Consider the following 12146-nt stretch of genomic DNA (forward strand, 5'->3'; position numbering starts at 1 on the left):
GTAGTGCCCGGTGACCGGCCCGTTCCACCTCCCCGGTGTCCCGATCTCCTCAGCGTGGATCGGAGGGAGGCTTCGCGTCCGGAGCGGCCTGCCTCACGGCCCGCAGTGCCGTGGGGACGTCGGGGTCGAGGGAGAACGCGCCCGCGAGGCCCGTGATCGTCAGGATCCGTTCCAGGACCCCGTGGGCACCGGCCAGCCGCAGTCGGCCTCCCGCCGCGCCCACGCGCCGCCGCAGCTCCAGCATGGTCCACAGGCCGGTGGAATCGCAGAAGCTCAGGCCGGTGACATCGAGGACCAGGTGGCACACCCCGTCGTCCAGCTGCGTGACCATGACGTCACGGAACCGGGGGCTGGACAGCTTGTCCAGCTCACCGGCGAGCACGATCACCGAGGCGCCTTCGTGCCTGCGGACCGAGAGATCAAGCCGCGTCGTCATCCCCCACGATCCTTACGCCGGTTGCCTCGAGGTTATTTTAAAGATCTTGGTGAGAAGGCACTCTCCGGCCAACTGCAACACGCCCGTAAGCGAATCGCGTCCTCGGCTTGGGACCCCCTGGACCCGGCTCACGGCTTTCCCATCAGGAAGTCGCCCACATCGGATCGGATGTCCCAGATAGATCTAGGACTTGCGGGGCACTCAGCAGCTATGAGCGACGATCTGGAGAGCCACGACTTCGCCGGGAAGGGGTTCGGCGACGGACTTTCTGGCCGACCCAAGACAATGGGAGAGATAGCCGTGAATCTGGCTGTCAGCGAATCACTCGCCAACCACGGGCATCACGCGCTGGTCAACGCCCACGAGGCGGCGGCGAGCAGCCACCAGCTCATGGCCGAGGCGGGTGTGGGCGATGTGGAGGAACATCTCGATCTGGCGCGATGGCACCGCTGGTGCGCCATCGTGGAGGATCAGCTGGCTGACGAGGCGGACCAACGGACTCCCGCCAAACGAGACAAGGACCACTGAACACGACGAGCACACCGGAGGACGAGGCCGGTACGTACGTGCCCCCGTACCGGCGCGGAGAGTCCTCGGGAGACACCGGAAAGCCTCAGGAGGCATCAGGAGGCATTGGGAGGCGCGGTCTCGGTGAGGGAGGCCGCGCCTCCCGTCGTTGTGGGAAACATGCCCGGGAGACGTTCTCCGGAAGGGCTCGGGAAAGCCGGAAGGGCTCGGGAAAGTACGGCGGGGCGACGAACGCCACGGCCGGGCCGTGAGATCACCGCCCGGCCTCGGCCCCCGGAAGCCCTGGGATCTCCGCGAGCGTGCCGTCACCCCGGCCTACGCGGCGTTCCGGTTCACGTCCTGCTGCCACCCTCCGTGGTAGGAGCAGACCCCGGAGAGCCCGCCCGACATGCTCACCATGCCGTCCTTGCACATGACCAGGTAGCCCCTCCCGTTGGGGAAGTTCTCGATGCACCGGAAAACCAGGCAGGTGACGTCAGGCGCGGGCGGATACACCTTGCTCCCCGTGGGGCAGTACGTGAACCCGTAGGGGTTGGCGGGCGCGCCGCAGAGCTGGCCGTTCGGCGTCGGGGGCACGGTGGGGGGCGTCGGGGGCACGGTGGGGGGCGTCGGCGGCAGGGTGGGAGGCGACGGGGGCAGGGTTGGGGGCAGAGTGGGGGGCAGGGTGGGGGTGGCGGTGACCGTCGCGGTGACGGTCGCCGTCGCCGTCGCAGTGACGGTCGCGGTCGCCGTCACGGTGGTGGTCACGGTCTCGGTCACCGTGATCGTGGTGGTCACGGCCGGGGTCGTGGGCCGTACGGTGACGGTCACCCGGGGCGCGGGGGTGGACTTCGCCGGCTGCGGCGTCGTCACGGAAACGGAGAAGGTGCCGCTTTTCTTGTACGTACCGGTACCGAGGTATGTTTCCTGCCAGGCCGTCCGCCCGGCGTTCACCGACAGGCCGGTCGTCACCGTCCGGCATTTCTTGTTCACGCAGACACGTTGTTTCACGGAGAACCGTCTGGTGGTGCTGTAGCCGCTCGTCACCTGCACCCTGAGGTAGGACTTGCCGCCGACCTTCGTGACGGAGGTCTTGACCACCCGCTTGTCCGTCGCCGTGGAAGCGCCGCTCGCGCCCTTGCCCGCCTCCACGAAGCTCCTGATCGCCCGCTTGTCACTCGCGGAGGGACCCGCGTCACTCACGGCCGAAGCGGAGAAGGTGTCCCGGATGTCGATGGCACCCAGCCAGCCGATGACGGCGATCAGGACGCCAACAGCCGCTACGGACAATACGAAAGCTCTCATACCACCACAAATATTCCGCGTGTCGGAATTGCTACAGATAAATGATTTATTAGCACTTATACCACCTCCCTTCCTTGCTTTCAGCCGTATGGACCTTTCCGGCAGCCCTCGTTCCCTTGCACAGTGGAAGGTCACCGTGGAAGGTCGCCATGGAAAGGGTGCCGGGCCGGGCACCACGACGGGCCTTCCGTCAGGGCAGCAGCAACCCCCAGTAGAGGGCCCACGGAACGAAGACCACCCCACCCGCGAGCAGCAGGCCGAGCCGTACCCCTTCCCCCCGCGACACCGAGGCGCGGGCGCGGCGCCAGGCGAGCGCGGTGAGGACCGTCGCGACCACGGAGGCCACCGCGAGGGCCTGCAGCAGCAGCCAGAGCAGCGGGCGTTCCGCCACCACCGGCCCGGGAGCGGCCAGCTTGCCGCCGGTCATCACCAGGTAGAACAGGTAGGAGAGCGATCCGAGCACCGCCGCGAGCCCTCCGGCGCTGAGCAGCCGCGCCGCCCCGGCCACCGGAGGCCGCGACCGGCCGCGAAGGCGCCGTACCAACGCGACCACCGGGTAGCCGGTGAAGGCGACCAGGATCAGCAGCAGGGCCGTCAGCTGGACCGGCGCCGACTCCCACAGGGCGGGGGGATCGACCGGCACGGTCCGTGAGGCCTGCACCGGAGCGGGCCCGGACGTGCTCGACGCCGGAGGCCGGCCCGCCGTGACGTCGCCGACCCAGGAGCCGACCAGTTCGGCGTAGCCCGGGGCGAGTTCGGGTGACCTGGTGACGCCGCCGTCGGGGGTCTGGTGGGCGGCATGATCCGCATCGGGGAAGAAGCGGGACGTGTAGTGCTTGTTGCCCCCCTTCTCCAGCGCCCTGGCGAAGATCGGCGGGCTCTCCTCGGGCGGGGTCAGCAGGTCGTGGGTCCCCCAGATGCCGAGCACCGGCTGGCGTACCGCGGCGATCGTCGGCTCGGGGTCGTAGTACGGCTCGGGGAACATGCCGCCGTCGGCGATCGTCCGGTACAGGTTGAACTCGGCCCGGTCGATCAGCGATCCCGACACCCCCGCCTTGCGCAGCCCGGCCGCCACGGCCCAGGTCTGCTGCCGCAGCGGCGGCAGCCCGTTGGCGCCCACGAGCACGACGAAGGCGATGTCACTCGACCGCGCCGCCGCGACGGGGACCACCCAGCCCCCCTCGCTGAGCCCCCACATTCCGGTCTTCGCCGGGTCGACGCCCGGCTGGGAGCGGAGGACGGCCAGGGCGCCGAGCGCGTCGTCGGCGAGCAGCGAGTAGGACCGCTTGAAGAGCGAGTAGTTCTCCGAACGCTTGTCGTAGATCAGCACGACTATTCCCTGCCGGGCGAACGCGACCGCCTCGCCCATCAGCTTCTCGCGGGGCGTGCCGGTGCCCGCGCCGTGCACCAGGACCATGCCCGGACGCGCGGACCCCGCCCCGGTAGGCGAGATGACCGTGCCGTGCATGGCGAGACCGCCGCCACCGCGGAAGCTCACCTCCGTCGCCGCGAGGTCGGAGGGTACGCCGGGGGGCGTGGCGTTCGCCGGAGTCGCCGGAGTCGTCGAGGTCGCAGGGGTCGGGGCCGTGGTCGTGATCGCGGACGCGGGCATGACGGTGGTGGCGGCGGCGGGGACCGCCGGAACCGTGAGCAGGCAGAGGGCGGCGGTGACGACCGCCGCCCGGAGTCCCGTGGAGGCGGGGACGGTTCTTCTCATATGCCGAAGCTACTCTGCAGAGAGTTCTCGGCAAAGGCTTGTCTGCAGATATCGTTCTGCAGGACTAGGCTGCTCCTCATGAAGGATGACGAGCCGTTCCTGCTTGACGATCCGGGGAAACTCAAGGCCCTGGCCCATCCCATGCGGCGGCTCATGCTGCGCCATCTCAACGTGCACGGTCCCGCGACCTCCACGACGCTCGGCGAACTGCTCGGCGCGAAGACCGGCACGACCAGTTACCACCTGCGCCAGCTTGAGAAGTACGGCTTCGTCGAGGAGATCCCGGAGCGCTCGACCGGCAGGGAGCGCTGGTGGCGCAAGGCCGAGAGTCCTCGCGACCTGCGGCTTCCCACGCCCGGCCAGCTCGCCCCCGAGGATCGTCCCGTGCTCGCCGAGTTCCACCGGATCGGCATGGAGGAGGACCGCGAGCTGTTCGAGCGGTTCCCCGAGGCCTACCTGCGCGATCCCGAGTGGGCCACCGGCTCACGCGGCCTGGGCCGGATGACCAAGGCCGAGTTCAAGGAGTTCATGGAGGCCTACATCGCGCTGCTGATGAAATACAGCCCCCGGCCCGAGGACGCCTCCCCCGGTGCGCGCCCCATGTACGTCCGGCTCTTCGCCATGCCCGCCGACGAGGACTGACCGCGCACCTCACCCGCGTCTGTCCGTCCCCGGGATCCCCCTGACCCCCGGACCGACCTCTCGACCTCTCGCACCGGCCGCCTCTCCCCGGCTCCCGGCTCCCGCGCCGACTTCCATCCCGGCTTCCGGGCTGAGACTCCCGCCACGGCCCGCTCCCGAGGCACGCATGCGCTTGCGGCCAGGTGGTTACCGAAATCTCCCCCCAAAGCGACCATCCACGACTTTTGACCCATTGACGTCATGTTTCCGACAAGTTAAATTAAGTGTAGAAATAAGGCGTTGATTTACCGTTCCCCGTAAGTCGCCCTTCACCTGCTGTTAGACCTTCCACCCCCCGGATCCGCAGTGGAGACATGCATGAGAGGTCTGTTCCGTCCTGCCGCCTTATGGACTGCCTTGGCAGTCGCGGCAGCCCTGATCGCAGTACCGTCGACCCCCGCCTTCGCCGACACGTTGTTGTCCCAGGGCAAGACCGCGACGGCCTCGTCGACCGAGAACGCCGGAACCCCCGCGAGCGCCGCGGTCGACGGCAACGCCGGCACCCGCTGGTCCAGCGCCGCCACCGACGCCCAATGGCTCCAGGTGGACCTCGGCACCTCGACCAGCATCAACAGGGTCGTGCTGAACTGGGAGGCCGCGTACGCCAGCGGATACAAGGTCCAGCTCTCCACGAACGGCACCACGTGGACGGATCTGAAGACCGTCACCGGTGGTGACGGCGGGATCGACACCTGGGACGTCACCGGCACCGGCCGGTACGTCCGCGTGCAGGGCGTCACCCGGGCCACCGGCTACGGCTACTCCCTGTGGGAGTTCCAGGTCTTCGGCCCCGACGGCGGCCCCGGCCCCGGCGAGCCGTGCGGCACCACCAACGCCGCGCTGAACAAGACCTACAGCGCCTCGTCGATCCAGGACGCCGGCCTTCCCGCGAGCGCCGCCTTCGACGGCAACAACGGGACCCGCTGGGCCAGCGCGGCCGGCGACCCGCAGTGGGTCCAGGTGGACCTCGGCTCGGCCCAGACCCTCTGCAAGATCGACCTGAGGTGGGAGGCCGCGTACGCGAGCGCCTTCAAGCTGCAGGGATCGACCAACGGCACCACCTGGACCGATCTGAAGACCGTCACCGGCGCGACCGGCGGCGTCCAGTCGCATGCGGTGACCGGCTCCGCCCGCTACGTCCGGATGCTGGGCACCACGCGAGGCACCCCCTACGGCTACTCCCTGTGGGAGTTCGCGGTGTACACCACGGGCGGCACCGTTCCCGAGCTGCCCGGCGGCGGCCCGCTGGGCCCGAACGTCCACGTCTTCGACCCGTCGATGTCCAGCGCCACCATCCAGAGCCAGCTCGACGCGGTGTTCACCCAGCAGGAGTCGGCCCAGTTCGGCACCGGGCGCCACGCCTTCCTGTTCAAGCCGGGCACCTACAACGTGAACGCCAAGGTCGGCTTCTACACCTCGATCATCGGTCTGGGCCAGAACCCCGACGACGTCACCCTCAGCGGCGTGACCGTCGACGCGGGCTGGTTCAACGGCAACGCCACCCAGAACTTCTGGCGCTCCACGGAGAACCTGTCGGTGCAGCCTCCCGGCGGCACCAACCAGTGGGCCGTCTCCCAGGCCGCGCCGTTCCGTCGCATGCACATCAAGGGCGCGCTGAACCTGGCTCCCACCGGCTACGGCTGGGCCAGCGGCGGCTACATCGCGGACAGCAAGATCGACGGCAGCGTCGGCCCGTACTCGCAGCAGCAGTGGTACACCCGTGACAGCTCCGTCGGTGGCTGGGTCAACGGCGTGTGGAACATGGTCTTCTCCGGGGTGCAGGGCGCTCCCGCCACCGACTTCCTCGGCAAGTCCTACACCACGCTGGAGAACACCCCGATCAGCCGCGAGAAGCCGTACCTCTACGTGGACGGCGCCGGCGCCTACCGGGTGTTCGTCCCGGCCAAGCGGACCAACGCGCGCGGTGTGAGCTGGGCGAACGGTCCCACCCCCGGCACCTCGCTCCCGCTCGGCCAGTTCTTCGTCGCCAAGCCCGGCGACTCGGCCGCGACCATCAACGCCGCGCTCAACCAGGGTCTGCACCTGCTGCTCACCCCCGGCATCTACAACCTCAGCCAGCCGATCAACGTGACCCGCGCGAACACCGTGGTCCTCGGCCTCGGCCTCGCGACGATCATCCCGGGCGGCGGCTCCACCGCGGTCAAGGTGGCCGACGTGGACGGCGTGAAGCTCGCCGGCTTCCTGGTCGACGCGGGCACGCAGAAGTCCGACGTGCTCATCGAGGTCGGCCCGCAGGGGTCGAGCGCGGACCACGCCGCCAACCCGACCACGCTGCAGGACGTCTTCGTCCGCATCGGCGGCGCCTTCGCCGGTAACGCCACCACCAGCGTCGTCATCAACAGCGACGACGTGATCATCGACCACACCTGGCTGTGGCGCGGTGACCACGGTGAGGGCATCGGCTGGAACGTCAACACGGCCGAGACCGGCCTGATCGTCAACGGTGACGACGTCCTGGCCACCGGCCTGTTCGTCGAGCACTACCGCAAGTACGACGTCGAGTGGTACGGCGAGCGCGGCCGGACGATCTTCTTCCAGAACGAGAAGGCGTACGACCCGCCGAACCAGGCGGCCTACATGAACGGCAGCAGCAAGGGATGGGCGGCCTACAAGGTCGGCCCCGCGGTCAACACCCACGAGGGCTGGGGTCTCGGCAGCTACGTCTACTTCAACGTCGACCCGACGATCGAGGTGGAGAACGGCTTCGAGGCGCCGGTGAAGCCGGGCGTCAAGTTCCACAGCCTGCTCACCGTCTCCCTCGGCGGCAACGGCCGGGTCAACCACGTGATCAACGGTGTCGGCGGTCCCGCCTACGGCACCGCGACGATCCCGTCCAAGCTCGTCTCCTACCCCTGATTTCCTGAGCCCGCCTGATCAGCGGTGGTCACAGCGCTCTCCCCGCTGATCAGGCGTTCCACCCCACACCGTGGGTCTCCGCCATCGCGGAGGCCCACGGTGTTCCGCGTTACGCGGCCGGGCGTCTCCCGCGTCAGGGGGCCTTGGAGGCTCCGTAGCGCAGCCCGTCCATCAGCAGGTCGAGCAGGCGGCGGGCCTGGTCGCGCTGCTCGGGCTCGCCCGCGGTGAGGGACACACCGCTGATGCTCGCGAGCACGTCGATCGGCTCGACGTCCGGCCGCACGGTCCCGGCGGCCACGGCGGCCCGCAGCAGCGTCGAGATCGCCTCGACGAGCCGATCGAGGCTCTGCGCGTACGGATTCCCGCCGGACGCGATGACCACGCGCAACGCGTCGGCCATGCCGCGCTTGGTCGTCATGTAGTCGACGAAGTGATCCATCCAGGCGCGCGTCGCCTCGTCGGGCGGCATGGTCCCCAGCAGGTCCGGCACGACGTCGCACAACCTGTTCAGCTCGCTGCGGTACGCCTCCTCGATGAGCGCCTCGCGGGTGGGGAAATGGCGGTAGAGGGTGCCGATGCCGACCCCCGCGGCCTTCGCGATCGCGTCGAGCGTCACGTCCGGCCCGTCGTGGGAGAAGGCGCGCACGGCGACCTCAAGCAGCCGGTCGCGGTTGCGCCGCGCGTCGGCACGTAGCGGTCGAGGGCCGGTGGCCGACACGATCTCTCCTCGTCAGTCCGTCTGGACACGGTAGTCGGCGATCTTGACGCCGAGGGCGATTTGCTAAACGGAGGAAACTCCGCTTAGAGTCGTTCGTAGTGGAGGCTCCTCCGTTTGCACATCGTACCGGCTGGGCCTCCCATGCGCATCGTCGGGCAAACCGCCAAGCAGGACGGGCAGGATCATGACTGAGACCACACACATCACCACTCCGTTCACCGCCACCTCCACCGCCGCCGAGGTCGTGGACGGCGTCGACCTCACCGGCCGCCGCGTCATCGTGACCGGCGGGGCGTCCGGCATCGGCGTCGAGACCGCACGGGCGCTCGCCGGAGCGGGCGCGGAGGTGACCCTGGCGGTACGCGACCTCGACGCGGGAGAGCGCACCGCGAACGACATCATCGCGACCACCGGCAACAAGCAGGTCCTCGTCGCCCCGCTGGACCTCGCCGACCAGGCGTCCGTGGCGTCGTTCACGGCCGCGTGGGACGGCCCGCTGCACATCCTCGTCAACAACGCCGGTGTCATGGCCTCGCCCGAGACCCGTACGCCGGAGGGCTGGGAGCTGCAGTTCGCCACCAACCACCTCGGCCACTTCGCGCTCGCCACCGGACTGCACCGGGCCCTCGCGGCGGCCGGTGGCGCCCGCGTCGTGTCGGTCAGTTCGGGCGCGCACCTGAGGTCGCCGGTCGTCTTCGAGGACATCCACTTCAGGGAGCGCGCGTACGAGCCGTGGGCCGCGTACGGCCAGTCCAAGACGGCCAACGTGCTGTTCGCGGTCGAGGCGACGAAGCGCTGGGCGAGCGACGGCGTCACCGTCAACGCGCTCATGCCCGGCAGCATCCGGACCAACCTCCAGCGGCACATCTCCCAGGAGGAGCTCGACCGGGCGATCGCGGCGGCCGGTGGCACGGGCATCACGTGGAAGACGCCCGAGCAGGGTGCCGCCACGTCCGTGCTGGTCGCGACGTCGCCGCTGCTCGAAGGCGTCGGCGGACGCTACTTCGAGGACTGCAACGAGGCGGTCCAGAACCAGCCGGGCAGCCGCAAGGGCGTCGCCGCGTACGCGCTCGACCCCGAGGCGGCCGCCCGGCTCTGGCAGGTGTCCGTCGAGACGCTCGGCCGGTAACGACCACCAGGTCGCTCAAAAGCCGAAACCCCCCATTTCCTGATCACCTGTCGGCATCGGGACCCGCGGGAGAATCGGCCGCCTCCCGCGGCTCCCCGGAAAGGATCATCTGGCGGGCCACCCCGACCATCCAGACGATCGTGAAGGCGATCACCGTCGGATTCTTGGCGGAGACGAGAAGCGACGCCACCAGCTCGCGCCGGTCCTCCGCGACCCAGTGCTCGATGGCCAGGTTGGGCAGGACGTCCAGCACGAAGAAGGCCGCCCCCAGGACGAGGAACTGGACGACGACGTCGTACCTCCTGCGCTTCGCGAACGACCCCAGGCGCTCCCAGCGGGCGTCACGGTCGAGGGGCCGCAGCTCGGGGTCGTTGACGATCGCCAGCCTCAGGATCACGTAGAGCAGCAGGACCCGGCCGGCCCCGGTGAGGATCTCGGCGGCGATGTTCACCACGGCCGGGAGGTCCTGCCCCCAGCGCACGGCGACGAAGCGTTGAACGGTCGGGACGAGGGAAAGCCCCAGGACGATCCAGAAGTGCCGGACGTAGAAGCGCACACCCCAGCGCGCCGCGTCACGGCTGAGCCGCAGCCCCGAAGAGAGAGTCATACCGCTAAGATACTTCGACATAGTGAAATATTCACTACATCGAAGAATTGGAGCGATGATGAGTGGCGCCGAACTGGGATGGGAGCTGAGCACCGCGATCGTGCTCTTCCACGAGGCGGTCGCACGACGGCTCGGACTGAACGCCGCCGACCACAAGGCCCTGGGATTCGTCACCAGGAACGGCCCGCTGCCCGCCGGGGCGCTCGCCACCGAACTCGGGCTCGGCGCCAGCGCGATCACCGCGCTGGTCGACCGGCTGGAACGGGCCGGTTACGTGCGGCGCGTCCCCGACCCGGGCGACCGCCGCCGCGTGCTCGTCTCCGCCGTCACCGGAAACGTTCCCGACCTCGGCGACATCTTCGCCGACCTCGGTCGCGAGATGGGGGACTTCATGACGAAGTACGACGAGCGCGAGCTGGCCGTGATCCTCGACTACGTCACCAACACCATCGCGGTCCTCAAGGCCCAGACCGCCCGCCTGGCGTCACCCGACGGCCCGTGACACGGACGAACCGCCGCCTCGGCCCTCCCGGTCAGCTCTGCCGCGCGCCCGCCACCGAGGTGAGGAAGTCGCCGACGACTCCGGCGAACCCGGCGGGGTCGTTGGCGTAGACGAAATGGTCGGTGTCCAGCTCGGCGAGGCGGGTGCCCGGACGCCGCTCGACCATGGCCTGGGCCTGGTCGGCGGGGATGACGCCCCGGGTGCCCCGGACCAGCAGGGCGGGGCAGGTGCCGGCCAGCCAGTCGTCCCAGTGGTCGCCGTGGACCAGGTCCTCCGAGTCGACCATGTCCTGCGGATGGAAGGGCAGCCGCCAGGTGCCGTCGGCGTTCTCACGCAGCCCGCCGGCGAAGAAGGGGGCCGCCTGGCCGAGTCCTTCGATGAGCGCCTGACGGGTGGGGGCCTGGGCGCGCAGGGTGAGGACGAAGGCCAGCGGGTTGGGGCCGTGTGGATCGAGGGAGACCGGTCCCTCGGCGTTGACCAGGGCCTCGACCCGGTCGGGGTGGCGGGCGGCGAACTGGTAGGCGTTGATGCCCCCCAGCGAATGGCCGAGGATCGTGATCCGGTCGAGGCCGAGGTGGTCCAGCAGGGCGAGGATGTCGTCGAGATAGCCCTGGCGCGAGTAGTCGGCCGCCCGGTCGGAGTCGCCGTGGCCGCGCTGGTCGGGAGCGATGACGCGCCAGCCGGGAGCCAGTCCGGCGGCCAGGTCGGCGAAATCGGCGCCTTCGGACAGGTGACCGTGCAGGGCGAGCAGGGGGCGGCCCAGGTGCCCGAAGTCGAGGTAGGACAGGCGGCGGCCGTCGATGCGCAACTCGGCGCGGACGGAATCGGTCACGGCGGTCTCCCGAGGGTCGTTTCCTGTGATGTCAGCGACCATAGGACGGATTTGGGCATTTGCGCAAGGCGCTTGCCTGGCGCGTTCGCTTCAGGCGCCGATAGCATGCCCGGCATGGGAAATCGTGAGGATCTGCTGGCGGGGGCCCGGCGCTGCCTGGTGGAGAAGGGATGGGCGCGCACCACCATCCGTGACATCACGGCCGCCGCGGGCGGGGTCAGCATGGCCGCCATCGGTTACCACTTCGGCTCGCGCGAGGCACTGTTGAACGCGGCCCTCATCGAGGCCATCGACGAGTGGGGCACCGAGACCGGCCGCACCCTGTCCGGCTACGCCGAGCCGGGCGCCGGCCCGGCCGAACAGTACGAGGCCATGTGGGAGAGGATCATCGAGTCCTTCACCGCCCACCGGCCGCTGTGGATCGCCAGCCTTGAGGCCCTCCTGCAGGCCGAGCACTACCCCGAGCTGCGGCAACACCTGGCTCGCGGCCAGCGCGAGGGCCGTCGCGGGCTGGCCGCGATCCTGGCGGGCGTCGAGGAGGACGCGGTCGGGGACGACATGACACGCACCCTCGGCGCGGCGCAGCTCGCCCTGATGAGCGGCGTCATGACGCAGTGGCTCCTCGATCCCGAGCAGGCACCGTCCGCGGCCCAGGTGGTGGCCGGGCTGCGGGCCATCGTGGCGGGCACCGACCCCGAGGCGAAGTGACGGCGGCCCCCGGAGCCGCACGGGCCCCCGTTATGGTGATCTTGGAATGGGTAGGACTCCCGCCTGACCGCGGAATCCGTCGTCTCGACACCGCGAATCCCACGGGTGACGCGGGATCGGAGGATCG

12 protein-coding genes are annotated in these 12146 nt (G+C 69.6%); 6 read left to right on the top strand and 6 right to left on the bottom strand.

The genetic code is table 11. The annotated features are described in order from the left end of the window. Window positions 1–49 precede the first annotated feature (49 nt). Window positions 50–436 (bottom strand): STAS domain-containing protein, encoded by a 387-nt coding sequence (locus ABD817_RS02335; protein WP_344914470.1) that lies wholly within the window; start codon window positions 434–436, stop codon window positions 50–52. Window positions 437–646: 210 nt separating this feature from the next. Here ABD817_RS02335 and ABD817_RS02340 point away from each other — a divergent pair, with 210 nt between their 5' ends. Then, window positions 647–964, top strand: a complete 318-nt coding sequence (locus ABD817_RS02340; RefSeq protein ID WP_344914472.1) for a hypothetical protein — start codon at window positions 647–649, stop codon at window positions 962–964. Between the two features lie 315 nt (window positions 965–1279). Here the strand turns inward: ABD817_RS02340 and ABD817_RS02345 are convergent, their stop codons facing one another. Both ABD817_RS02345 and ABD817_RS02350 read right to left on the bottom strand, forming a co-directional pair. Beyond that, a complete protein-coding gene (locus ABD817_RS02345) occupies window positions 1280–2248 on the bottom strand; it encodes a hypothetical protein (RefSeq protein ID WP_344914474.1) in 969 nt (322 codons plus the stop codon). A gap of 190 nt (window positions 2249–2438) precedes the next feature. After that, window positions 2439–3965: an alpha/beta hydrolase family protein gene (locus tag ABD817_RS02350; RefSeq protein WP_344914475.1), complete on the bottom strand. Its 1527-nt coding sequence runs from the start codon at window positions 3963–3965 to the stop codon at window positions 2439–2441. Between the two features lie 78 nt (window positions 3966–4043). Here ABD817_RS02350 and ABD817_RS02355 point away from each other — a divergent pair, with 78 nt between their 5' ends. Continuing rightward, window positions 4044–4607, top strand: a complete 564-nt coding sequence (locus ABD817_RS02355) for a helix-turn-helix domain-containing protein (RefSeq protein ID WP_344914477.1) — start codon at window positions 4044–4046, stop codon at window positions 4605–4607. A 396-nt stretch (window positions 4608–5003) separates the two neighbouring features. Then, window positions 5004–7523: a discoidin domain-containing protein gene (locus tag ABD817_RS02360; protein ID WP_344914479.1), complete on the top strand. Its 2520-nt coding sequence runs from the start codon at window positions 5004–5006 to the stop codon at window positions 7521–7523. Window positions 7524–7656: 133 nt separating this feature from the next. On the opposite strand, the gene ABD817_RS02365 is transcribed toward ABD817_RS02360, so the two are convergent. After that, window positions 7657–8241: a TetR/AcrR family transcriptional regulator gene (locus tag ABD817_RS02365; protein ID WP_344914481.1), complete on the bottom strand. Its 585-nt coding sequence runs from the start codon at window positions 8239–8241 to the stop codon at window positions 7657–7659. Between the two features lie 184 nt (window positions 8242–8425). On the opposite strand from ABD817_RS02365, the gene ABD817_RS02370 reads away from it, so the two are divergent. Next, window positions 8426–9370, top strand: a complete 945-nt coding sequence (locus ABD817_RS02370; protein WP_344914483.1) for an SDR family NAD(P)-dependent oxidoreductase — start codon at window positions 8426–8428, stop codon at window positions 9368–9370. A gap of 43 nt (window positions 9371–9413) precedes the next feature. Here the strand turns inward: ABD817_RS02370 and ABD817_RS02375 are convergent, their stop codons facing one another. Continuing rightward, a complete protein-coding gene (locus tag ABD817_RS02375) occupies window positions 9414–9977 on the bottom strand; it encodes a hypothetical protein (protein WP_344914484.1) in 564 nt (187 codons plus the stop codon). A 58-nt stretch (window positions 9978–10035) separates the two neighbouring features. Between ABD817_RS02375 and ABD817_RS02380 the strand changes: the two genes are divergently transcribed. Next, complete coding sequence (locus ABD817_RS02380) at window positions 10036–10479, top strand: MarR family winged helix-turn-helix transcriptional regulator (protein ID WP_344914486.1); 444 nt, start codon at window positions 10036–10038, stop codon at window positions 10477–10479. Window positions 10480–10510: 31 nt separating this feature from the next. On the opposite strand, the gene ABD817_RS02385 is transcribed toward ABD817_RS02380, so the two are convergent. Next, window positions 10511–11311 carry an alpha/beta fold hydrolase gene (locus tag ABD817_RS02385; RefSeq protein ID WP_344914488.1) on the bottom strand — a complete coding sequence of 267 codons (801 nt, stop codon included), beginning with the start codon at window positions 11309–11311 and terminating at the stop codon, window positions 10511–10513. Between the two features lie 114 nt (window positions 11312–11425). Between ABD817_RS02385 and ABD817_RS02390 the strand changes: the two genes are divergently transcribed. Beyond that, on the top strand, window positions 11426–12019 hold the full coding sequence (locus ABD817_RS02390; RefSeq protein WP_344914490.1) for a TetR/AcrR family transcriptional regulator: 594 nt from the start codon (window positions 11426–11428) through the stop codon (window positions 12017–12019). The last annotated feature ends 127 nt before the right edge of the window (window positions 12020–12146 follow it).

This window comes from Streptosporangium oxazolinicum (assembly GCF_039537505.1).
In the GTDB taxonomy this organism is placed as follows: Bacteria; Actinomycetota; Actinomycetes; order Streptosporangiales; family Streptosporangiaceae; genus Streptosporangium; species Streptosporangium oxazolinicum.